This is a genomic window from Treponema berlinense, assembly GCF_900167025.1.
GTDB lineage: Bacteria > Spirochaetota > Spirochaetia > Treponematales > Treponemataceae > Treponema_D > Treponema_D berlinense.
Genome location: NZ_FUXC01000001.1, coordinates 43,330 through 67,783, shown reverse-complemented (window position 1 = coordinate 67,783; position 24,454 = coordinate 43,330). Strand labels below are relative to the sequence as shown.

The following is a 24,454-nucleotide window of genomic DNA, read 5'->3' as shown; positions in this document are numbered from 1 at the left end:
TCCTGCAAGCTAAGAGGATTTAAATCTCTTTTTTTCATTCTTTCATTTTAATAAAAAATTTATCTCTATTCAATCAGAGCGTTTTTTGAGATAATATTCTGTCATGCTAAGTTACATCCACGCTTTTCATGCCGGAAATTACGGCGATATTTTAAAACACGCAGTTTTTGCCTTTACGCTCCAGCATCTTCTCAAAAAAGAAAAACCATTCTGCGTAATTGACACACACTCTGGCTCAGGAAAATACGCATTGACCGACGAACGCCTTTTAAAAACCGGCGAAGCCCAGTGTGGAATTCAAAAACTTTTGAGGGCGCCGTATTCCGATTTAGAAAAAATTTTTGGAAAAGATTTTCTTTCAATCCTCGAACTGTACGTAAAAAAAGGACTTTATCCCGGAAGCCCGGAAATTGCGCGGACTTTTCTTCGCGAAAAAGACCAGTTGATTTTAAACGAACTTCATCCAAAGGTTTTTGAAGAACTAAAACTTAACATAAAAAGTCCAGTTTTAACGCAAAATGCAAAAACAAATTCTCCCTCAATCGTCTTAAACCAGAAAGACGCAAAAACTATGCTCAATGCAAATGTCCCTCCAAAAATTAAGCGGGGCTGCGTAATAATCGATCCAAGTTACGAAGACGCGGATGATTATGAACAGACGGCTCAAATGTTTGTTTCGGCTTACAAAAAATGGCCAACAGGAACTTATTTAATCTGGTATCCTCTTCTTTCCCATAGACAGCACGAAATTGAATACCTAAAGCAAACCGTAATCGCCACCGTCGAAAAAACAAACAATACCGAAGACAAAAAAGCGGTCTTTTACGAAATCAATATCAAAAAAGAAGAAGAAATGACCGGCCTTGCAAAAATGTACGGAAGCGGAATGCTCGCCGTAAATCCGCCTTATGGACTAAACGAAAAAATGGCAGAATCAATTCCTCTCATCGAAAAATCTCTTCGCTAGTTTTAGCAAAAACAAAAAAACTCAGCTGTAATTTTTCAATAAATTTTCCTGAATATGCCAACTTTTCCTGGATTAAAAAAGAATTGTTTGACGGCACTAAAATTCGGCTTTAGACTGAATATGTACGAAGCAGTTCTAAAAAATCGACATTTGTAATTTTTTAGAGGCTTTAAAATTTTTACACTGCAAGTTACAAAAAGGAGGTTTTTTGTGAAAAAAGCATTAGTAACAGTTTCGGCACTCGTGATGACTGCCGCAGGATTTATGGGCTGCCAGAAGAGCGGAAATTCTTCTGTAGTATTAAACAAAGACAAACCGCTTGTATTCTTTAACAGACAGCCATCGGACCCGACAACAGGCCAGATTGAAAAAGATACTATGAACTGGAACAGCAAAACTTATTATGTTGGATTCGACGCAGCAGGCGGCGGTGCAGTTCAGGGAAAACTTATCACAGACTGGCTTGCAAAACAGGACGCTTCTAAAATTGACCGCAATGGAGACGGAACAATCGGATACGTTCTTTGCGTAGGTGACGTAGGACACAACGATTCTAAAGCAAGAACTGAAGGAATCCGAAAGGCTCTTGGAACATGGAACGGAACAACAGATCCGACAGATTCAAAAATCGGTTCTGTAAAAATTGGCGGAAAAACACTCAAAGTAGTAGAACTTGAAGGAAAAGCTATGACTGGAACTGACGGTTCAACCTGGAATGCAAATGCCGCTACAGATGCAATGGGCGGATGGGCGACAAAATACGGCACACAGCTTGATATGGTTGTTTCAAACAACGATGGAATGGCAATGGGCTGTCTCCAGGCTTCTAACTACCCTGCAGGAGTTCCAATTTTCGGATACGATGCAAACGCAGACGCAATCGAAGCAATCGGTTCTGGAAAACTTACAGGAACTGTTTCTCAGAACGTAGATGCACAGGCTACAGCAACATTGCAGGTTATCAGAAACCTTCTCGACGGTCTTGAAGGCGAAGATGTTTACAAGAAAGGTATTTTTGAAGCAGACAGCAACGGAAATAAAATTTCAGCAGAAATCACTTATGTTCCAGAAACAAAGGCTGTACTTGCTTTGAACGCAGGTGTTAATTCTGACAACTGGAAACAGTACACAGCAGGAAACAGAGACAAGGGAATTAAACAGACAAATGCTGCAAAGAAAAAGGTCCTCCTTACAATCTATAATGCGGCAGACAACTTCCTGTCTTCTTCTTACCTTCCTGCATTAAACTACTATGCCCCACTTTTGAACCTTGACCTTACAGTAGTTCAGGGCGACGGTCAGAACGAAGCTTCTTGTCTTGATAAGTTTACAAACCTCAACAGTTTTGATGCTTATGCAATCAACATGGTAAAAACAAACTCAGGACGCGACTATACGGATAAACTTAAATACTAATTAGTAAAAGTTTGCCAGGAAACTGTCCAAAAAGTTCTATATAAAACGCGGCGTTTGAATCTGCCAAAAATCAATTTTACGTTTTGGCAAAGTTCAAGAGCCGCATATAAAACAAAAACGGACAGTTTCTTTTTTAAGTCTCGTTTTTTACGAGCAGTTTTTCAAATTCCTTTTTAGGGAGACATCTAAATGAATGATAATCTGCTTGAAATTAAAAATCTTTCAAAATCATTTGGAAAAAATAAGGTTCTTAGCGGAATCAACATTACGCTCAAAAAAGGCTCTGTTTTAGGTCTTATGGGCGAAAATGGCGCTGGAAAATCTACAATGATGAAATGCCTTTTTGGCATATACGAACAGGACGAAGGTCAGTTTTTTTTAGACGGAAAACCTATTGATTTTAAAAGTCCAAAAGAAGCTCTCGAAAATGGAGTTTCGATGGTTCATCAGGAATTAAATCAGTGTCTTGACAGGACTGTAATGGACAATCTCTTTTTAGGAAGGTATCCAAAAAAATTCGGCGTAGTAGATGAAAAACGGATGTTCCGGGAGTCAAGCCGTCTTTTCAGTTCATTAAAAATGAACGTAAACCCGAATGTAATTATGAGAACAATGTCTGTTTCTCAGCGGCAGATGGTAGAAATTGCAAAAGCTGTGTCTTACAATGCAAAAATCATAGTTCTTGACGAACCTACATCCTCGCTGACAGAACCAGAAATAAATAAATTATTTGCAATCGTTCGCGACTTAAGGGCAAAAGGCGTTTCTTTTGTTTATATTTCGCACAAAATGGACGAAATTTTCCAGATTTGTGATGAAGTTTCAGTCTTGCGCGACGGAAATATGGTTTATCAAAAAACAACGCTCGACGCAAAGATGGACGAACTGATTTCTGCAATGGTCGGCCGTTCGCTGGACAAACGTTTTCCGGACGTTGACAATACTCCGGGAGAAGATTATCTGGAAATTAAGAATCTTTCGACAAAATATTCACCGCAACTCGAAGATATTTCGTTTACAGTAAAAAAAGGCGAGATTTTTGGTCTTTACGGACTTGTCGGCGCAGGAAGAAGCGAACTTTTGGAATCAATCTTTGGCGTAAGGACAATTTCAAAAGGAGAAATCATTCTGAACGGCCGCTCTGTCCGTTTTTCGAGCCCAAAAGACGCAATGGCCTACAATTTTGCAATGGTTACAGAAGAACGAAAACTCAACGGAATGTTCGGAAAAGACACAATCGAATTTAACACCTGCATAACAAACCTTGAGCAGTACAAAAAATTCGGGATTCTGTCGTCAAGAAAGATGCGCGATGCCGCAAACCGCGAAATAAAAAAAATGCACACAAAATGCGTTTCAGCAGACGAACTCATTACTTCTCTTTCCGGTGGAAACCAGCAAAAGGTAATCATCGGAAAATGGCTTGAACGGGAACCAGATATTCTTCTGCTTGACGAGCCAACTCGAGGTATTGACGTTGGAGCAAAATACGAAATTTACCAGTTGATAATCCAGATGGCAAAAGAAGGAAAGACAATTATTGTAGTTTCCAGCGAAATGCCTGAGATTTTAGGAATTACAAACAGAATTGCTGTAATGTCAAACCACAGGCTTGCAGGAATCGTAAACACAAATGAAACAGATCAGGAAGCACTTTTAAGGCTTTCGGATAAATACCTATAAACAAAGCGTTAGCGCTGGCAGGAGTAAGCCGCAGGCTTATTGCGAAGTGGAGAATAGCGAAACGAAGCAATGGAGCGAAAGCGGAACTCCGAACATAGCGACCCGAACGAAAGCGAGGGGAACGCCCGACTAAAAGATTTTTAAGGGAGAAAATTATGGCAGAATTTGTTACACTTCAAGAAAATCCAAAAATTAAAGAATACCAGGAAAAACTCCACGGCTTGCGCTCAGACGGTGTAAATAAAATTACAGAAATAAAGCAGGCCATTGCAAAAGTCAAAAAAAATCCGATGATTGAATACGACAAAAAACCTCAAATTTTGGCTGACTACAAAAAACAGCTTGAAGAGGCTAAATCTCTCGCAAAGAAAAACGAAGCACAGGACAAAATTCTTACAAAAGAAGCGGTTGCCTATGCGAATTTGGCTGCAAAAGACTACATAAAAACCGTAAATGCAACCGAAAACGAAAAAATAAAAACTGAAAAAGCAAGTTTTGCTCAGGAAATTCGAAAAATAAAGGCGGAAGGAAATGCCCGAATTGAAAACGCAAAGTCGCCGTCAGAAAAGGAAACCGCACGCTACGAACTCAAAACTTCGCTTTTTGATGAAAAAAACAAAAGCCAGACGATAATTGAACGTTGCCGCGATGCAAAAAAACAGGCTTTTACAGATCACGTTACAATTAACCGTGGACTGCGCAACGAAAAATCGAATTTTATTGAAGATGCTCAGCTCGGCTTTATTAACTACAAAAACAGTTTTAAACTTTCAAAATTCTTTTTGGACAACGGACTTTACATTGCAATTGCAATTTTCTTTGTTGTCTGCATTATAATCGCCCCTGCAATCGGAGCTGGAAACCTTTTGACTTTGCCAAATATCTTTACGATTCTTGAGCAGTCTTCGACAAGAATGTTCTACGCTCTCGGAGTTGCCGGTTTGATTTTGCTTGCTGGAACAGACTTGAGCGTCGGACGAATGGTTGCAATGGGTTCTGTTGTGACTGGACTTATTCTGCATCCTGGAACAAACATTGTTAAATTCTTTAACATGGGACCATGGAATTTTACAGCGCTTCCAATGGGAGTTCGCCTTATTTTTGCTTTGTTGCTTTCTATTCTGCTTTGTACGGCATTCTGTGCATTTGCAGGCGTGTTTACGGCAAAATTAAAAATTCATCCGTTTATTTCTACTCTAGCCTCTCAGCTTATAATTTACGGACTTTTGTTCTTTGGAACAACTGGAACTCCTGTCGGTTCAATCGACTCTTCTGTAAAAGATTTAATCGGTGGCCGCTGGGTTTTAGGAATTATAAACGGTGAACTTGTTACATTCCCTAAACTGATTATTCCTGCAATAATTGCAATTATAGTAGCATGGTTTATCTGGAACAAAACAACTTTTGGAAAAAACATGTACGCAGTAGGCGGAAACTCGGAAGCCGCAAGCGTTTCTGGAATTTCGGTTTTCTGGGTTACGATGGGCGTATTCATTATGGCAGGAATTTTCTACGGTTGCGGAGCATTTTTGGAAGCATTCCGTGCAAACGCAAGCGCAGGAACTGGACAGGGCTACGAAATGGATGCGATTGCAGCCTGCGTAGTCGGTGGAATTTCGTTTAACGGCGGTATAGGAAAAATCGGAGGAGCCGCAATCGGTGTTGTAATCTTTACAAGCCTTACCTACTGCCTTACCTTCCTTCATATCGACACAAACCTCCAGTTTGTATTTAAAGGACTGATTATCATCGCAGCGGTCGCACTTGATTCAATCAAATACCTGAAGAGAAAGTAATCGAAACTAACGAAATTTTGTAAACTTTTATAAATAAAACTAAAAAAAGCGGTTTGATATTTCTATCAGACCGCTTTTTTCGTTTTTAAATTTTCTTCTGAAAAACTGCTTTTTTGAATTTTCTAAGGTTCAAACTTACTTAAAAATAAGCTCTTTTCCGTCAGAAGAAACATTTATCACGCTGCCTTCGCCAAACTTTCCTTCGAGAAGCTCTTTTGAAAGAGGGTTTTCAACCCAGGTCTGCACGGCTCTTTTTATCGGGCGGGCACCGAAGGCTGGATCATAACCTTTCTCTGCAATAAAGTTCACAGCAGAATCATCAAACTTAATCGCAATTCTTCTGTCTTCAAGGCGTTTTGTAACCCTTTCAAGCTGAATTTTTACGATTCCGCCGATACAACTTCTGTCAAGACGGTTGAACATTACGATTTCATCAATACGGTTCAAAAATTCTGGTCTAAAGGTTGATTTTAACAGTGAATCAATTTCGCCTTTAAGTTTTGAACTGTCAGTTTCATTATTTTCTCCAGCCTCAAGAATCAAATTGCTTCCGAGGTTTGAGGTCATAATGATTATCGTGTTTTTAAAATCTACTACGCGTCCCTGTCCATCTGTAAGCCGTCCATCATCAAGAACCTGAAGAAGAACGTTAAAAACATCTGGATGAGCTTTTTCGACTTCATCGAACAAAATTACGCTGTATGGCCGGCGGCGCACTGCTTCTGTCAACTGTCCGCCTTCATCGTAACCTACATATCCTGGAGGTGCACCGATAAGACGGCTCACACTGAATTTTTCCATATATTCGGACATATCGATTCGAGTAAGGGCTTTTTCATCGTTGAACAAAAAATCAGCCAAAGTTTTTGCAAGTTCAGTCTTACCTACACCAGTCGGACCAATAAACATAAAACTGCCGAGAGGTCTGTTTGGATCGTTAAGACCAGCCTTGTTTCGTCTGATTGCATCGCTTACAACTTTTACAGCTTCGTTCTGACCAATAACGCGCTTGTGCAAAACACTTTCGAGCTGAACATATTTTTGTTTTTCGCTCGTCATCATCTTGCTTACAGGAATTCCTGTCCAAACGCTTACAACTGAGGCAATATCTTCTTCAGTAACTTCCTGCCGCAAAAGCGACTCATCAGCAGAATTCACTCTTTTTTCGTCCGCGGCCTGACTTTCTGCCAGCTGTTTTTGCAAATCAGGAATTATCGAATATTTGTATTCAGCAGCCTTTGCAAGATTTCCTTCGCGTGTAAACTTTTCCTCTTCAAACCGGGCATTCTCCAGTTTTTCCTTAAGGTTGCGCGATTTATCAATCTGGGCTTTTTCGTTCTGCCATTCCAGTTTCATTGAATCGCGTTTGTTCGTAACGTCCGCAAGTTCCTTTTCAAGTTTTTCAAGACGTTCAAGACTCGCCTTGTCATCTTCCTTGGAAAGCGACTGTTTTTCAATCTGCAACTGCAAAATTTTTCGTTCAAGCTGATCAAGGGCCGTCGGCTCGCTTTCGATTTCCATTTTTAAACGGCTTGCAGCCTCGTCAACAAGGTCGATTGCCTTGTCTGGCAAAAATCTGTTTGTTATATAACGGTTGGAAAGTTCTGCAGCGGCAACAAGAGCTTCATCGTTGATTTTAACACCATGATGAATTTCATACTTATCCCTCAAACCACGCAAAATCGCAATCGTATCTTCAACAGTCGGCTCAGCGCAGTAAACCTGCTGAAACCTTCTTTCAAGCGCGCTATCTTTTTCAATGTACTTGCGATACTCGTTCAAAGTAGTAGCACCGATTACATGAAGTTCTCCGCGGGCAAGAGCCGGTTTAAGAAGATTAGAAGCGTCCATGCTTCCTTCGCTCGCGCCGGCACCGACAATAGTGTGAAGTTCATCGATAAACATAATTATCTGACCTTCGCTCTTTGAAACTTCAGTAATTACAGCCTTAAGCCTTTCTTCAAACTCGCCGCGGAATTTTGCTCCGGCAACAAGGCTTCCCATATCAAGGCTCAAAAGCCGTTTATTTTTCAAACTTTCAGGAACATCGCCACTAGCAATACGGCGCGCAAGACCTTCGACAATTGCAGTTTTTCCGACACCAGGTTCACCAATCAAAACAGGATTATTCTTAGTCCGGCGTATCAAAACCTGCATTACACGGCGAATTTCCTCATCTCGTCCAATAACCGGATCAATTTTGTCCTGTCTGGCACGAGCCGTCAAATCCGTGCAGTATTTTTCAAGCGACTGCATCTTGCTTTCCGGGTCCTGGCTGTCAACAGTCTGATTTCCACGAACCGCCTTTAAACTTTCAAGAATTGCTTCCCGGGTAACTCCGTATTTCCGCAAAAGTTCCCCAGTCCGGTCTTCGCTTTCGCTCATCGCAAGCAAAATATGCTCAACCGAAAGATACTGATCCTTAAGAGAATTCATTTCCTTTTCAGCCTTTGCAAGCACTTTCTGAGCCGCAGAAGAAAGACCAATCTGAACATTTCCAGTAACCTTCGGATACGAAGCCAAAAGATTTTTTGCCGCACTGTCCAAATCTCCGGCACTAACCCCGATTCTTTCGACAATAGGTTTAACAAGCCCATCTTTCTGTTCAAGAAGTGCAATTAAAAGATGTTCAAGCCCGATTTCCGCATGGTCATTTTGCTGAGCAAGAGCACTGGCTTCCTGGAGAGCGTCCTGTGCTTTTAACGTAAACTGATCAAAATTCATTTTTCGCCTCCAAAATTTTTTATTTACATCTCTAAAAATTTTCTAAGAGAATTTTTTGTTCTTATAATTTCAAAATACTCATAAAATAAAAAAAAGGCAAAAAAAAAGCAGCACAATTGCTGCAAAAAAAAATCATTTTTTGTTCATAAAAAACATATTCCAGAATTTCCGGCTATCCGCCCTTCGCTATGCGCTCATTGCCGTTCCGGCAACTCCGGGGCTCCTTTCCGGGCTATTATGCCCGGTCGTGCGCTTTAGCGCACACGTAAATAAACTGGTTTTGCGCTAAGCAAAAGCCGCAGCATGCGACAGCATGCAAGCATCCTGGCTACAAGCCCGGTCGTGCGCTTTTAGCATTCCGCTGAGTCAACCGAACCAAAGTCGCAGATTACATCGAATATAGTTGCGTGCTCCAAAAGCTCAAGATTCTTTCTGATTTTTTTAAAAATCTTTATTTCTCCAAAGCCTGTTCCACCACTGCAAATTTCGATTAAATTCCTTCCGCCTTCCAAAAGTTCATAATTTTTTATGAGCATTTGCGAAGTCCTGCAGTAAACATCAACATCGATTACATATTTTTTCCAGTGAACGCTTACGCTCCAGTGCAATTTTTCGCCGTCGGCATCTACTGGCATTTGCGAGCAGGAATGAATTTCAGAGTATTTGTTAAAAATTCCTTTTCCATCCAGAGAAATTTTTCTTCCTTCGAGTTCGACAAAGGCGTTCAGTTTTTTTTCAAATTCGCCTTCAATACAAAAGCAGGATTTTCCTAAATTTTTTCCAGAAATTGAACTCGTAAAATTTGTCGATGAAAGATGGAAATAATTTTCAATCGGCTTTTCGCCCCAGGATTTAGAAATATAACCGGCAGAACTTCTAGGAACGACTGTGTATTCAGTTCCGTTTAATTCAACAATTCCTGCAAAGACTGTTTTTGCGCCAAGCGGAATCCATAAATCGTTTTTATTTTTATACAAAGGAGCCGATTCAATAGTTTTTTCAAAGTGCAAGTTCCATTTCATCGTTCCAATCGAACACAAAAGTTCAGGTTTTTCGGACAAATTTTCTTCCGTAACTTCGATATTGCCGGAAATCAAGTCTTTTCCAAAAATACAATTTTCCAGTTTAAAAGACTGATCAGCTTTTATATAACTAAGTTTTTCCGCTGGATAAAAACAGTTGAACTGTCTGCCGTTTTCTCCATAAAATCCAGTTTTTAAAAGAGCATAACTTGGAATAAAATTTTCTTCTTCGTTAGATTTGCTTGCGGCCAAAGTCCCTGCAAGCGCGTACTGCAAATCAGAATCAGAAATTTTTAACTGGGATTTTTGTGCTATTATCGCTTTTTTGGGCGAAATCAACGGATTTATATAATACAATTCAACAAAAAAGGTCTTTTGTTCTCCTGTTGCCCTGTTGATTCCTGTAAAAATATAACGCCACCACTCAAAACCTTTACGGCGCAGTTTTCCTTTCAGTAAATAATTATCAAAACGATTGTACTTTTTCGATGCCGCCATTGCACCCACCTTTGCCAAAAAAGAAATTTTTCTCTTCTATATAGATTAAATTTCGGCAAAAACGGATTATTGATTTAGATTTATTTAAAGATTTTATTCAAAGTCTTATCAAAATCTTCCTTTTCCTGAGGAAAATTATCATCGAGATATTCAAAACAATTTACGGCAGCATTTTGAACATGTTCATACCAGATTTTATATAATTCAGGCTCAAAATTCTCACTTGGATACGGTGCTCCCTGAATATCTGATACGAGCTGTCTTAACATTTTTATACAAGTTTCATATTTATGATTCATAATAAATCTCCCGTATATTACTATTATAATGGTAAAAATATCTTTTCGCCACTCAAATCATCATTCTCAGGTCCGATTATAACACGATATTTTATTTTTTTTGAAAACTCTAGAAGCTCATTAAAACCTTTTTTTAATTCTTCCGGAGTACAATGCAAAAGTTCAAGGAGCTTATTTTCCCGGTCATCATCGTCAATTGCATACAAAGTCCGCAAAAGCTCAATGTTTCCGCGTGCGCGAGGTGTTTTTGGCACAACAAAATGCGAATAAGTTCCCATTACGGCTTTTTCTGTTTCGTCCTGACTAAAATCCATAAGGGCCGCCTCTTTTAAGCAGTTTTCAAAAACATCTGCTGTTTTTTGAGGTGTCGGATCCCGATAAGAAGCAAACAAAACGTTTCCAGTAGTAGAATCAATATCGCAAAAAGCGCCGTATGCGCCGCCGATTGTCCTGACTTTTTCCCAAAGAAGAATATTAGAAAGCCAATGACAGCAGATTTCAAGAATCGCATTTCCTTTTTGACCGTAAGCAATCGTTTTAAACGCTTCTCCGGCAAAACCAACAAGGCTCGGAATCACAATTTTTTCATCGCCGGCATCGCCGGAATTCTCCAGACTTTTTTTGCCGTCTAATTCTGTTAATTTTACAAATTCTTCAAGGCTGTTTTCTTTTGGAGATTTTAGGGCGCACAGTCCGATTGATTTTACAAAACCGGCAATAAGTTCCTTATTTTTTTCAATGGTTTCCGGTTCGGCAGTCACGTGGATAAAACCGCCGCCAGCTTTGATTTGACGTAAAATTTCATTAAAGACGGCGGAATTATTTTTCGGGTCAGCCTCGGCAAGTTCATGCAGGCAAAAAATCTGGGTTAAACCATTTAAAATTTCATCAACCGCAGAAACCCTAGAAGTTTTTCTCAAGCTTCTGAGCATTGCGTACTGATGACCGGCAGGCACAACGCTTGAATCAAAATCATTTCTCGTTTCAACCGCAATATCCTTTAAGCGTTTATAATCGCTAAAATCGACATTGTTTATGTTGTCCGCAAAAAGTCCAAGTCCTTCCTTAAGTTTTTCATCGATTACCTTAAGCTTAAAAACAACCCAGTCGCGTGCCGTAAAATTGTGTTTTTTTCTAAAATCGGCATTGTTTTTTGTGAACGGAGTTTCGCTCGTCAAAACAGAACAGGTAATTCCACCTGTATAAAGGGCTGTTTCGGCGGCAGCTTCGCTCCAGTCAAGTTTTCCCCAGCCGCAGTCGCATACTGTTTCTGCAAAAAGAGAAAGATATTTGTACTTGTCCGAACTTAAAACATCGGCCGGGAACCCTACATCAACATAGGTAACGCCGTTGGTATTTTCGCCGCTTTCAAAATAGTCCACAGAAGAATTGTCTTTTCCTTCGAGCGTTTTGATTTTTAGCGAATAACTGTCAGAAATTCTCTTTCCTTTAATAATAAAATCGCATGGACGAAGGTGTGGAAGGCAGGAAGTATCGTCTTTTTTGCTTTGAAAAGCATGAAGTTCAGCATTTTCTTTTTTAATGGCTTCCAACGAAGTTTTTTGAACCAGTTCTTTTACAAGCGCATTTTCCTGTCTTGTTCTTTCTGTCGTATATTTTTTTGAAGGAATGATTTCGCAAACAGCAAAATTTTTGTTTTCCAGGAAGAATTTTTCTATCAGCTCTTCAAGATAGCCTTTTTTGTTTTGAATTTTCTGCCTTACTTTTTCAAGAACACTTCTCAAGCGAAAACTGTCTTCGATTTTATTTCCGTAAAGCCAGGCGTTTATCGGTGCCATCATCAGAGATTTTGCAAATGGTCCGTTATTGCGTTCAATTTCGCGATGAGAAATCTCAAGTCCCATCAAAGTTGAATCAATATCGTCTTTATCAATTCCATTTTCTACGATTTTATTCAAGGTTGCAAAAACGAGTTCCTTTACTTTTTCGGCGCTGTTTTTCTTAACACCGCGCAATCCGACTGTAAAAAGAGTATGAAAAAGTCCGTCAAGACCCATTCCAGGAGCAGTATCTTCGCCAAGTTCACTTTCGACAAGAGCCTTTTGGAGCGGAGAGCCGTCATGATTTAGGAGAACGCCTGTCAAAAATATTTTTTCCATATTTTGTTCGGCATCTTTTGATTCTCCCAAATCCCAGGTAACGTAAACCGTGCTTTTCTTTTCGTTTTCTTCGCCAGAAGGTCCGGTTGTCTTTACAAAAAGCTCAGTTTCAAGTTTTTTTGGAGTTACATATTCAAGATGAGTTTTTAAAATTGAATTTCTTATGTCATCTGTCCATTCAAAGTCAGGATTTTTTTCTTCAAGCCTGGTCAAAAAATTTTTTTGCAAAAAATCCAGTTGCTTTTCTGTCGGAATATTTCCGTACAAAAAAACAAAACAGTTTTCTGGCCTGTACCATTTTTTATGAAAATTTCTGTATTCTTCGTAAGTTAAAAAAGGAATCTTTAAAGGATCGCCGCCAGAATCTTCTTCGTAAATTGAATTTTTTAAAAGATTTCTTACAGGAACGTCCATTGCAACCGATTCAAAAGACGAATAAACGCCTTTCATCTCGTTGTAAACAACCCCCTGAATAGAAGTTTTTCCGTCTCCGTCAATTTCCAGACGATGGGCTTCCTGGGCAAAAATTTCAGGCGAAAGCCTCGGGAAAAAAACTGCGTCTGCATAAACGCTCATCAAATTAAAATAATCTGCCTCGACAGTCGAACTCGCAGGATAAACCGTTTTATCTGCATAAGTTGCGGCATTCAAATAAGTTTTTACGCTCTGGTTTGAAAGCTGCGTAAAAGGATCTTTTAGAGGGTAACGCTCAGACCCGCACAAAACGGAATGTTCCATTATATGGGCAGCGCCGTTTCCTTCAGGATTGGGAGTTCGAAAAGTAAAAGAAAAAAGATTTTCGGTTTCATCGTTCACAAGGTGCAAAACTTCAAGCCCTGTTTTTTTGTGCCGCAAATAAATTGCCGTTGAATGATAATCTTTTAATTCAAAAACATTTAAAACACAAAAACCGTTATATTCACTTCCCTTTTCAAAAATTTTTATATCAGACATAAATTTCGTCATCCCTTCCTTTTATAATCAATTTTCCTTCTTCCCAGGCGCGTCTCATATAAGCAAAAAACAAAGAAGTTGCTTTTTCAACATCAGTTTTTCGCATTGGGCTTCGCCTTTCTTCTTCGTCAAGAATCATTTTTCGACGGTTTTCTGACACGTTGAATAAAATTTTATTTCTAAAATCGTCTTTTTTGCAATGAATTACAAATGCAATCTCTTCATCGTGCATCTGCTGTAATTTTTTTTGAATAAATTTGTCGTCAGCATTAACAATATCATCAATTGTAAAAAGCCTTTCCCTCAGTTCTTCGCTCAAGAGAGGATCTGAAGAAGAAATTTTATCAAGAAGTTTTTCTTCGTTTGCGCTGTCCATCTGTTTTAAAATCTGGGCAAGCACGTTCTTTCCGTCAATTGAATCAGAGTTTTCGGTTACAAGCGAATTCATTTTTTTGAGCAACGCCTCGTCGATTCTTGCAACAATATCCGGATTCATTTTCTTAAGTTTTGCCAGATGCAAAATCAATTCCGTCTTTTCTTTTTCGGGAAGTGAATTTATAAACTGGGCGGCCTTTTTGGGCGGAAGGTTAGAACAGACAAGGGCACGAACATTTGCACTTTCGTCTTTTAAAAGCGTGGCAATTTTTTCGCTGTCCGCTTCGCTCAGATAATTGAACGGCTTTCCGTTTTTAAAAGGAACTGCTTTTTCTAAAACTTCGCCTGCTTTTTTTGCTCCAAATGCTTTTTCAAGAATATTTCTGGCAGTGTTCACTCCGCCGTCTTCGCGGGCACGTTCCGTCAAAGACTTAAATTCTTTTAGGATTGAAACAGCTTCGTCTTTTTCGACTGAACGAATTGTCGCAAGTTCAGGAATTATTTTTTCAATTTGGTCTGACGAAAGGTGCGGAAGGATTTTTGCCGCCTCGTCAATTCCAATAAGCATTAAAAACTTTGCAACCCGCCTGTAAACATTGTCTTTTCCGACTGGAGAAGGCGGTTGAACAGGAACTTTTAAAAGTCCGCCGTTTTTAATCGCATTTTCCGAAGCAAAATCCGAAACTGAACTTTTTCCGGAATCTGGTCCAAAAGATTTTTGAAATCCAGACGTCGAAAAATTTTCACCAGAAAAAGGTTTACCGGCTTTATCGTTTTCAGATTTTTGAACTACAGGATTTGAATATATTCGTCTTGGATTAAAAGGCTTTACCGTTTTTTTTTCGTCTTTTAAGCGGTCTGAAAGCACCATATCCGCAACTGATTTTTCAGAACCGGAATTTCCGGCAGAATTTTTTAAATAAGCGTTAAGTTCAAAATCTGAAAGTTTCATTTATTTCTTTTTTCCGAGATAGGCCTCCCGAACAGATTCATTCTGTAAAAGTTCTTCACCGCTGCCCTCTAAAACAATTGAACCAGTTTCAAGAACATAAGCCTTGTCTGCAATTTTTAGAGCCATATTCGCGTTCTGCTCAATCAGAAGAATCGTCACTCCGGCCTTGTTGATTTCTTTTATTATATCAAAAATTTGCTGAACGATAAGAGGGGCCAGCCCCAAAGAAGGCTCATCCATCATCAAAAGTTTAGGCCGGCTCATAAGAGCGCGTCCAACAGCAAGCATCTGCTGCTCTCCGCCAGAAAGTGTGCCTGCATACTGCCAGTTTCTTTCTTTTAGACGCGGAAAAAGTGAATAAACCCATTGCAGGTCTTTTTCGATTTCGGCCTTATCTTTTCGCAAATAAGCTCCTATGCTTAAATTTTCCTTTACGGTCAAATCTGCAAAAACATGTCTTCCTTCTGGACTAAGGGCAATTCCCTGCGAACAGATTTTATCGATTTTCATTCCAGTAAGTTCAGTTCCGCCAAATTCAACTGAACCGCTTTCAGCCTTTACAAGACCGCTGATTGTACGCAATAAAGTTGACTTTCCGGCACCGTTTGCACCAATCAGTGTAACAATTTTTCCGTCAGGAACCTGAACATCAACACCGCGGAGGGCTTTAATTCCGCCGTAAGAAACATGTAAATTCTTTATACTAAGCATTTGAGTCCTCCGATTCTCCAAGATACGCGCTTATAACTTCCGGGTTATTCTGAATTTCTTCAGGAATTCCGCTTGCAATCAGCGCACCGAAATTCAAAACGTAGATTCTGTCAGAAATATCCATTACAAGATCCATATGATGTTCAATCATAAAAACAGTCAAATTAAATTCGTCGCGAATTCTGCGGATAAATTCTGTAAGTTCGGCCGTTTCCTGAGGATTCATTCCAGCGGCAGGCTCGTCAAGCAAAAGCAACTGAGGTTTTGTTGCAAGAGCACGCGCAATTTCAAGACGGCGCTGTAAACCGTAAGGAAGAGATGTACACATTTCGTCTTTTACTTCATACAAGCCGAGGATTTTCAAAAGACGCTCAACTTCTGCCCTCTGTTTTTTTTCTTCTTTTAAGTTCAGACGGAAAGTCGCCGTAAAAATATTGCTAGTACGGCGCAAATGCATTGCAATCAAGACATTGTTAAAAACGCTCTGGCTTTTCCAAAGGCGAATGTTCTGAAAAGTGCGCGCAATTCCGAGTTTTGTAATTTTGTCCGGGGTCGGTTCGAGATGACCGTGATACTGGCCTTTTTCGCTTCCTGCGTAAAGTTTTTTCATTTTTCCGCGCGGATGATTTTCAACGATTTTTTTTCCGTTAAAATAAACCGCTCCGTTTGTAGGAGAATAAACACCCGTAATAACATTGAATGCCGTCGTTTTTCCAGCACCATTCGGTCCTATCAAAGAAACGATTTCGCCTTTATTTACTTCAAGACTGAGAGATTTTACGGCAACAACACCGCCAAACTGCATCGTAATGTTTTCAAGTTTTAAAACGTTCTGAGCCATTACTTCGCCTCCGCAGTTTCTTTTTGTCCGTCAATTTTTTTGTTAAAAAACTTAGACTTCAAATTTTTAAGGAATTTTAAGATTCCGCTTATGCTAAATTCATTCTCGCCCATAATTCCTTTTTGATAAAAAAGAACAATCGCCATAATCGCAATTGAGAATACTACTTTTCTAAATCCAGGCCTCAATAGAGGAACAGTAAACGAACCAATCGTAACCGTTCTATCCAAAAAGCGAAGCCACCATTCAGAACAGGCAATAAACAGGAATGAAGAAATGCAGCTTCCTGTAATCGACCCCATTCCGCCGATAACGACAATCAGCAAAATCTCGTAAGTCATGGCAGATTTAAACTGACTTGCCTGAATCGTCGTCTGAAACATTGCCAAAAGCGCGCCTGAAATTCCTGCAAAAAATGAACTTACCACAAAACTCAACTGTTTTGTCTGTGCAAGATTTATTCCCATCGCTTCGGCCGCAATTTCGTCGTCTCGAACAGCCTTAAAAGCGCGTCCATAAGTTGAATTGATTAAAAGCATTATGATTGCAATACAAATTCCGGAAACGAAAAAATAAAATATGCAGCTCTGAAAAACCGGATATTTTCTCAAAAGGTTAGAACCGTTAGTAACCGCGCCAATTTTGTCCCACTGGAAAAGCGCCCTCACGATTTCGGCAAAACCAAGTGTTGCAATAGCAAGATAATCGGATTTTAAGTGAAGAACAGGCAGACCAATTAAAAAAGCAAAAAGAGCGGCGACAATTCCAGCCAGAATCAAAGCAACAAAAACCGGCAAAGTAAACTGAATCAAACCGCCGTCAAAATACTGATAAACCTGAGCCCTTGCAGCAACAGGAATTGTAAAAATTCCATAAGTATACGCTCCAAGAAGCATAAATCCAGCCTGACCAAGACTAAAAAGTCCTGTAAAACCGTTAAGAAGATTCATGCTTACGGCAACAAGAGAATAAATTGCGCCTTTTTTAAGCACAGTAAATAAAATTGAAGTTCGAGGCAAAACAGCCTCAAGAACAGCAAGCACAACAAAAAGAATGCCAATCAGACAAAAACCGGCAATCAAATCCTTTTTATTTTTTAAATCATTTAATTTTAACAATTTATTTTGCATTTTCATTCCCGCACTAAACTTTATCAGTTTTCTTTTCGCCAAAAATGCCGGTCGGCATAAACATAAGGACAATAATTAAAAGGACAAAAGTAAAAGCGTCGCTAAAAGTCGTCCAGCCAATTCCCTTTATAATATTTTCACAAATACCAATTATAAATGCACCAATTACGGCTCCAGGAACAGAACCAATTCCTCCAAAAACAGCCGCGACAAATGCCTTTAAACCAGGCATACCGCCGACAGTAGGCGTAACTCCAGGATAATTAGAAAAAAACAGGATTGAACCAACGGCTGCCAAAAAAGAACCGATTATAAAAGTCGTACTTATAACAGAGTCGATTTTAATTCCCATAAGCTGGGCAGTTTCAAAATCTCTCGAAACAGCACGCATTGCCATTCCAATTTTTGTTTTTTTAATCAAAAGTACAAGGGCAAGAACAAGAAAAATCGTCAAAAATGGAGTAATAACCGTAACGCGTTTTGTAATTGCGCCGGCAATCGTAATAGAATCAGAAATCCACGGAATAGTCGGATACTTTTTCAAAAGACCGCCAGTAATATAAAGGGCAATATTCTGCAAAAGATAAGACATTCCGATTGCCGAAATCATAATCGACATACGAGGCGCATTTCTCAAAGGCTTGTATGCAATTCTTTCAACCGAAAAACCAAGCAAAACAGTAAGCACGACAGTAAAAATGACAGCAAGCCACAACGGCAAAATCGAATAGCTGTAAATCATTATGAGCCCGGCAGCCATAAAAACATCTCCGTGCGCAAAGTTGATCAGCCTCAAAATTCCATAAACCATCGTGTAGCCAATGGCAATAAGCGCATATTGACCGCCAGTCGAAACTCCTGCAAGAAGATACGGCAAATTACTCTGTAAAAAATCCATTTATTTTTCCATTGTTTTTAAATTTTTTGGAGCTGTTTCTGTGCAAGCACAGAAAACGGGCTGTCCAGGGTTTCATTCTAAAAAAATCAATCCGCACGCGAATTGATTTTTTTAGAACGCTACGCGCCCTTCCCATCCCTCAGCCAGGCTGAACTTACAAAAGCATTTTTCAGCCATACCAATATTTTATCATAAAAAACATCTGCATTTTTATAAGTTTATTACAAACTCTTGCAGATGTTTTTTTCGTTTTATTAAATTATTTTACGCTCTGCTGAGCAACAAAATCCCATTTTCCAGTCTGTGTGTTTACCTTTTTAATATAGGCAACATCGCGTACTGCATCTCCAGTTGCATCAAAGGCAATATTTCCAGAAACACCCTTATATGAAGTTTTTGGCAAAGCAGCTTTTACAGCGTCCGCTTTTACAGAGCCGGCATTCTTAATTGCTTCAAGAGCTGTGTAATAAGCGTCAAATCCCATTGCAGAAACTGCGGCAATCTCATCATCACCGCCGTTATTTGTTTTTGCAGTAGCATTTGTATTGATATAGTTGCGGAATCCGTTTACAAAATCAACAACCTGAGGATCGTCAGAACCTTCAACAAAGAATGTCGTTACGTAAATGCCGATATTTGTTCCTTTTGCAGAAGCCAAAATAACGTTAGAATCCCAGGTATCGCTTGCAAGAAGCGGAATTGAAAGTCCCTGTGTATTTGCCTGCTCAATAATAAGAGCCGCAGCTTCGATAGAAGTTGGAGCAAACACTACATCTGCGCCGCAGTTTTTTGCATTTGCAACATAGGCTGCAAAGTCGCTTGTGCCGTCAGGGAAAGTTTCGTAAACAACTTCAATTCCGAGTTTTTTTGCAGCTTCGATAAAGTAGTTGCACAATCCTACAGAATAGTCATCGCCGAGTTTTGCAAGAGCATAGGCTTTTTTAGCATTAAAAACAGACTTTGCAAGATAAGCGTGAACAGAGCCCTGGAACGGATCAAGAAAGCAGATACGGAAATAATGGTCATTTCCAGCTGTAACCTGAGGGTTTGTACAGGTTACGCCGATTGCAGGAACACCAGCCGAAGCAAAAGTGTCAGAAGCGGCAATAGAAACTCCAGAACCGTAAGATCCCAAAACTACAGAAACACCTTTAGAAATAAGTTCAGAAGCGGCAGAAACAGCCTTATCGTTTGAAGATTCGTTATCAACAATCTCAAGCTGAACTTTGTATTCTGTTCCGCCAATATTTACAGTCGGAGTAATGCTGTTTGCATACTGAATACCAAGAGTCTCCTGTTTACCACCGGCACCATTGTCGCCAGAAGCCGGTTCAAAAACACCAATTTTAACAGTAGGAGTTTTTTCTCCACAGCTAACCAAAAGAGCAGCCGACAAAACACCGGCTAATGCAGCAAGAACACTTTTTTTCATTTTAATACCTCTCATAAAAAAAAGACTTTTCTATTATACTATCAATTTCCGCCTGATTCAATTTAAAAACAAAAAAGGCCTGCATTTTTTTATAAAATACAGACCTCTTTGTCTAAAAACTAAAATACGGATATTTAATTCAATATATCAAATAAAGAATAAAACCACAAGTTTGAACTAGAATTTTCCGTCAATTTTTTCAATACATCTGTCGCCAAAATTATCAATTAAAACGGCTAAAAGAGAAAAAACAACAGAAGAAACTAAGATCAAAACAGCGCATATAAATCCAAATAACATAATAATCTCCAAATCAAAAAAAATTAAAAAATTCAAAACTGCAAAACAAAGATTTTTTGCAGACTAAAAAATTACTTAAAAAACACAATGCAACCAACAGTCATGACTGCAAATATAACAAGCACGATAATAAACCCCGTCATATAAAACCTCTGAGAAAAAATTTAAAATAAAGTCAAAATTGTGATTTTTACGTTTTATTTAGATGACGGTCTGAAGAAAGATAATATTTTGAATTGATTTTGGAAGAAGAAGCACGCGTGAAGCGTTAAAAGAAGCATAAGTAAAGAAAGGAAGATAAACAGAAACAGCTTCTATTCTGTCAAAAAAAAGACCTGTTGAAAATTTATTACAAGAATCTGCTTTTTTTTGAGAACGCGAAAAAACACGTTCTATGATTTTTGATTCACTTGAAGATGCAGAAACAAATTCCTGCGAAGGAGCATGAACCGTAACGATTTTTACATCGTCGGAAGAAGAAAACACCGCCCTTTGCACACCGATTCCCGCATAAGAAGAAAACAAAGCGAGAAAAGAAAAAATAACGTACAAAAGACGGCGTTTCATATTTTTATAAAATGCGGTGATTTTGCAAAGCATTATCACCAAAAAAAATTAACAGTCAGACTAGCATAATCCGCCATACGAAGCGACTAGCGGAGTCCGCCATATGTAGCGATTGATTTTATCTTTATAAAATCACAAGCTTCATGTGGCGACACGAAGCGACTAGCGAAGTCCGCCATATGTAGCAATAAATACTCCGGCAGCCATTGCTGTTCCGATTACACCTACAACATTTGGTCCCATCGCATTCATCAAGATGAAGTTTGAAGGATCTTCGCTCTGAGCAACCTTGTGTGCAACGCGGGCAGCCATTGGAACTGCTGAAACACCGGCCGAACCGATGAGAGGATTGATTTTCTTTCCTTTTGGAAGGAAAACGTTCATCAATTTTGCCATCAAAAGACCGCCGGCTGTTGCTACTGCAAATGCTACAAGACCAAGAACGATAATTCCAAGAGATTCACCCTTGATGATTTTTTCCGGTGTCATCTGAGAACCTACGCCCAAAGAAAGAAGAATTGAAACAATGTTCATCAATTCATTTTCCATAGTCTTTGAAAGGCGGGCCGCAGCACCAGATTCTTTTACAAAGTTACCAAAAGCGAGCATACCGATAAGAGGAGCTGCTGGAGGCAACAAGATAATTGTCAAAACAAGAAGCATCAATGGGAACAAAACCTTTTCTGCCTTTGAAACCTGGCGTGGGTTTTCCATGTGAATCATGCGTTCTTTTTTTGTTGTAAGAAGCTTCATAATTGGAGGCTGAATCATCGGAACCAAAGCCATATAAGAGTATGCCGCAACAGCAATTACACCCATAAGCTCAGGAGCGAGTTTTCCAGAAACATAGATTGATGTAGGACCGTCAGCACCACCGATAATACCGATTGCACAAGCCTGCATGATGTTGTAGTTCAAACCGAACATATTCATGATTGCAACACCGAACAATGTAAAGAATACACCAAACTGTGCCGCGCCACCCAAAATTGCTGTCTTAGGGTTGGCAATAAGAGGGCCGAAGTCTGTCATTGCACCGATTCCCATAAAAATCAGCATAGGGAAGAATTCGTTTCCAACACCTGCTTTATAGATGATTGCCAGCATTCCATCTGGAAGGTCGCCCATTCCAGCTCCAACAATGTTTACTAAGATTGTACCAAATCCAATCGGAATCAAAAGAAGAGGTTCAAAACCTTTTCCTACAGCAAGGTAAACGATCAAGAATCCAATCGCAATCATAATCAACGACTGCCAGCCAGGAGCTTTTCCCCAGTCAGTCCGAGGAGTTTCTTTTACTTCCGGCATTACACCTGTTGGATTAGGGTCTACTCTCTGCTGTTTAATCATCTGGTAAATTCCAGTTGATTTTCCAATATTCTGGATGAATTTTCCAACGTTGATTTCGTGTTCTTCGCCCCAGTTTTCAGTTCCTTTAATTACGCGGTCAAGACCGTGTCCTTCAGAAGCCGAAGTTGCAGGAGCTACAGTTTCAGTCGCAACAGGAGCAGAATCGCCTGCTGTCTGTGCAAGAACTTTAGAACCTGTGCTCAAAACAAAAGCAACCGCCATGATTGCACAAGTAACGCCAAGAACCTGCTTTCTAAAATTTTTGTTCAAATCGATCATTTCGTTTTATTTCCTAATAAATCCGTCATTGCAAGAAAGGTATCTTACGATACAATTCTTGCAACAACGATTAATTCTTACTGAATTTCAGCAACAGTCTGTCCGTTAGAAACCTGAGTTCCTGTAGGAACTGTAAAGTGCACTTTACCAGCAGCGCCAGCCTTGATTTCAAGTTCCATTTTCATCGATTCAATAATGATTACTGTTGTATCAGCCTGAACCGAAGCACCCTCAGCAACTGCATATTTAAGCAAAGTTCCTGCAACAGGAGCTTTTACAGCTTTTCCACCGGCAGAGGCAGCAGGTGCAGGAGCGGCAGCAGCTGGGGCTGGAGCAGCAACAGGCGCAGGAGCAGTTTTTACAACTCCGCCGATGGTTGCAATAACCTGGCCGTTTGCAATCTGAGTTCCTGCAGGAACTGTGTATGTGATTGTACCGTCAGCAGGAGATTTTACTTCAAGTTCCATCTTCATTGATTCAACGATGATGATTGTCTGTCCTTTAGAAACTTTTGTACCGTTTGCAAAGCACTGTTTGAGGAGTGTTCCTGCAACAGGAGCTTTTACATCTTCACCACCAACAGTTGTAGCAGCAGCGGCAACAGAAGCAGAAGCACCTGCGGCACCAAATGTTACATTGTAAGGAGTTCCGTCAACAGTGATATTATCGCCGTTTGAAGTAACCTGATAGCTCTGTCCATTTACAGTTACAGTGTAAGAGCCGTTTGCAGACTTAGCTTCAGCTTTTGGTGTTTCTTTAAGACCGAATGTTTTTTCTGCATCAACAGGACCGTTTGCACGGGTTTCAAAGAATTTTGCAGCAACTTTCGGGAACATTGCGTATGTAAGAGTATCTTCAACAGAACCGTTTCCGCCGTTCTTCTTAGATTCTTCAACCATTTTGTCCCATTCTGGAGCAATAAGGTCAGCTGGACGGCAGTCAATAACTTTGTCCATTTTGTTAAGTTCAAGAGCCTTTTTAACAAGGTCAGCATTTGGAGCAGCTGGAACTTTTCCGTATTTGCCAACGAGAAGATCGCGGAATTCCTGAGTAAGGTTGTTGTAGCGTCCGAAGAGAACGTTGAATACAGCCTGAGTTCCTACAATCTGAGAAGTTGGAGTTACGAGAGGAACATATCCTACATCTTTCTGAACGAGAGGGATTTCTTTCAATACATCGTCGATTTTGTCAGATGCGCCCTGCTGTTTGAGCTGGTTTTCGAGATTTGAAAGCATTCCGCCTGGAACCTGAGATTTAAGAATACGTGTATCAGCTCCCAAGAATTTTGATTCAAGAGAAGCATAGTGCTTGCGGATTTCGCGGAAATATGCAGCGATTTCAAGCAAAGCAGAAATATCAAGACCTGTGTCGTATTCAGTTCCCTTAAGCATTTCTACTACAGTTTCTGTAGGAGAGTGAGAAGTTCCCATTGCCATTGCAGAAATCGCAGTGTCGAGAACATCAGCACCAGCTTCTGCCGCCTTGAGCAAAGTAGCAACTGAAAGACCAGTTGTAGCGTGAGAGTGAATTTCAACTGGAAGGTCAACTTTTGATTTGATTGCCTTTACAAGGTCATAAGCTTCATATGGCTTAAGAAGACCAGACATATCTTTGATACAGATAGAATCAGCGCCGAAATCTGCATAAGTTTTTGCAAGGTCAGCGTAGATTTCTTTTGTATGATATGGAGTCGTAGCATAAGAAATTGCCATCTGAACGTGTTTGCCAGTTTTTTTAGCGGCTTTTGTAGCGCGTTCAAGGTTGCGAGGGTCGTTGCAGGCATCGAAAATACGGAAAACGTCGATACCGTTATTTGCAGCAGTTTCTACGAATTTATCAACAACATCATCAGCATAGTGGCGGTAACCGAGAAGGTTCTGTCCGCGCAAAAGCATCATAATTTTTGTGTTTGGCATTGCAGCATGGAGCTTTCTAAGGCGTTCCCATGGATCTTCATTCAAGAAGCGGATACAAGAGTCATAAGTTGCTCCACCCCAAGCTTCTGCAGCCCAGTAACCAATCTGGTCGATTTTTGGAGCGATTGGCAGCATGTCAGCTGTCGTCATGCGAGTAGCGTGAAGAGACTGTGTAGCATCACGCAAAACAAGTTCAGAAATACCAATTTTTTTTGCCATTTTGT

General features: G+C 39.9%; 18 protein-coding genes. 4 read left to right on the top strand and 14 right to left on the bottom strand.

Going from position 1 to position 24,454, the window contains the following annotated elements; genetic code table 11:
• Positions 1-103 precede the first annotated feature (103 nt).
• The 4 genes from rlmJ (at position 104) to B5D47_RS00260 (ending at position 5,862) form a co-directional block, all read left to right on the top strand.
• Positions 104-967: a 23S rRNA (adenine(2030)-N(6))-methyltransferase RlmJ gene (gene rlmJ / locus B5D47_RS00275; protein ID WP_078929721.1), complete on the top strand. Its 864-nt coding sequence runs from the start codon at positions 104-106 to the stop codon at positions 965-967.
• Positions 968-1,213: 246 nt separating this feature from the next.
• Positions 1,214-2,383 (top strand): substrate-binding domain-containing protein, encoded by a 1,170-nt coding sequence (locus B5D47_RS00270; protein ID WP_078930128.1) that lies wholly within the window; start codon positions 1,214-1,216, stop codon positions 2,381-2,383.
• Between the two features lie 189 nt (positions 2,384-2,572).
• Positions 2,573-4,066 carry a sugar ABC transporter ATP-binding protein gene (locus B5D47_RS00265; RefSeq protein ID WP_078929720.1) on the top strand — a complete coding sequence of 498 codons (1,494 nt, stop codon included), beginning with the start codon at positions 2,573-2,575 and terminating at the stop codon, positions 4,064-4,066.
• Positions 4,067-4,221: 155 nt separating this feature from the next.
• Positions 4,222-5,862 carry a galactose/methyl galactoside ABC transporter permease MglC gene (locus B5D47_RS00260; protein WP_078929719.1) on the top strand — a complete coding sequence of 547 codons (1,641 nt, stop codon included), beginning with the start codon at positions 4,222-4,224 and terminating at the stop codon, positions 5,860-5,862.
• A gap of 135 nt (positions 5,863-5,997) precedes the next feature.
• Here the strand turns inward: B5D47_RS00260 and clpB are convergent, their stop codons facing one another.
• The 14 genes from clpB to oadA form a co-directional block, all read right to left on the bottom strand.
• Positions 5,998-8,586 carry an ATP-dependent chaperone ClpB gene (gene clpB, locus B5D47_RS00255; RefSeq protein WP_078929718.1) on the bottom strand — a complete coding sequence of 863 codons (2,589 nt, stop codon included), beginning with the start codon at positions 8,584-8,586 and terminating at the stop codon, positions 5,998-6,000.
• A gap of 350 nt (positions 8,587-8,936) precedes the next feature.
• A complete protein-coding gene (locus tag B5D47_RS00250) occupies positions 8,937-10,106 on the bottom strand; it encodes a hypothetical protein (RefSeq protein WP_078929717.1) in 1,170 nt (389 codons plus the stop codon).
• An 80-nt stretch (positions 10,107-10,186) separates the two neighbouring features.
• A complete protein-coding gene (locus B5D47_RS00245; RefSeq protein ID WP_078929716.1) occupies positions 10,187-10,405 on the bottom strand; it encodes a hypothetical protein in 219 nt (72 codons plus the stop codon).
• Positions 10,406-10,428: 23 nt separating this feature from the next.
• Entirely contained in the window at positions 10,429-13,479 is a 3,051-nt protein-coding gene (locus B5D47_RS00240) for an insulinase family protein (RefSeq protein WP_159443453.1), read from the bottom strand.
• Positions 13,472-14,806 carry a flagellar motor switch protein FliG gene (locus B5D47_RS00235; protein WP_078929714.1) on the bottom strand — a complete coding sequence of 445 codons (1,335 nt, stop codon included), beginning with the start codon at positions 14,804-14,806 and terminating at the stop codon, positions 13,472-13,474. Before B5D47_RS00235 ends, B5D47_RS00240 begins: the two co-directional genes overlap by 8 nt.
• Positions 14,807-15,517 carry an ABC transporter ATP-binding protein gene (locus B5D47_RS00230; RefSeq protein WP_078929713.1) on the bottom strand — a complete coding sequence of 237 codons (711 nt, stop codon included), beginning with the start codon at positions 15,515-15,517 and terminating at the stop codon, positions 14,807-14,809. It lies immediately after the preceding gene.
• Entirely contained in the window at positions 15,510-16,358 is an 849-nt protein-coding gene (locus B5D47_RS00225) for an ABC transporter ATP-binding protein (protein ID WP_078929712.1), read from the bottom strand. The genes B5D47_RS00230 and B5D47_RS00225 overlap by 8 nt, the downstream gene beginning before the upstream one ends.
• Positions 16,358-17,488: a branched-chain amino acid ABC transporter permease gene (locus B5D47_RS00220; protein ID WP_078930127.1), complete on the bottom strand. Its 1,131-nt coding sequence runs from the start codon at positions 17,486-17,488 to the stop codon at positions 16,358-16,360. The genes B5D47_RS00225 and B5D47_RS00220 overlap by 1 nt, the downstream gene beginning before the upstream one ends.
• Before the next feature lie 13 nt (positions 17,489-17,501).
• Positions 17,502-18,386: a branched-chain amino acid ABC transporter permease gene (locus B5D47_RS00215; RefSeq protein WP_078929711.1), complete on the bottom strand. Its 885-nt coding sequence runs from the start codon at positions 18,384-18,386 to the stop codon at positions 17,502-17,504.
• Between the two features lie 259 nt (positions 18,387-18,645).
• Positions 18,646-19,818: an ABC transporter substrate-binding protein gene (locus B5D47_RS00210; protein WP_078929710.1), complete on the bottom strand. Its 1,173-nt coding sequence runs from the start codon at positions 19,816-19,818 to the stop codon at positions 18,646-18,648.
• Positions 19,819-19,995: 177 nt separating this feature from the next.
• Positions 19,996-20,118, bottom strand: coding sequence for a hypothetical protein (locus tag B5D47_RS11750; RefSeq protein WP_268811053.1), 123 nt, complete (start codon positions 20,116-20,118; stop codon positions 19,996-19,998).
• Positions 20,119-20,319: 201 nt separating this feature from the next.
• On the bottom strand, positions 20,320-20,685 hold the full coding sequence (locus tag B5D47_RS00205) for a hypothetical protein (RefSeq protein ID WP_143592558.1): 366 nt from the start codon (positions 20,683-20,685) through the stop codon (positions 20,320-20,322).
• A gap of 162 nt (positions 20,686-20,847) precedes the next feature.
• Entirely contained in the window at positions 20,848-22,314 is a 1,467-nt protein-coding gene (locus tag B5D47_RS00200) for a sodium ion-translocating decarboxylase subunit beta (RefSeq protein WP_078929708.1), read from the bottom strand.
• 77 nt (positions 22,315-22,391) lie between these two features.
• Entirely contained in the window at positions 22,392-24,449 is a 2,058-nt protein-coding gene (gene oadA, locus B5D47_RS00195; protein ID WP_078929707.1) for a sodium-extruding oxaloacetate decarboxylase subunit alpha, read from the bottom strand.
• Between the last annotated feature and the right edge of the window lie 5 nt (positions 24,450-24,454).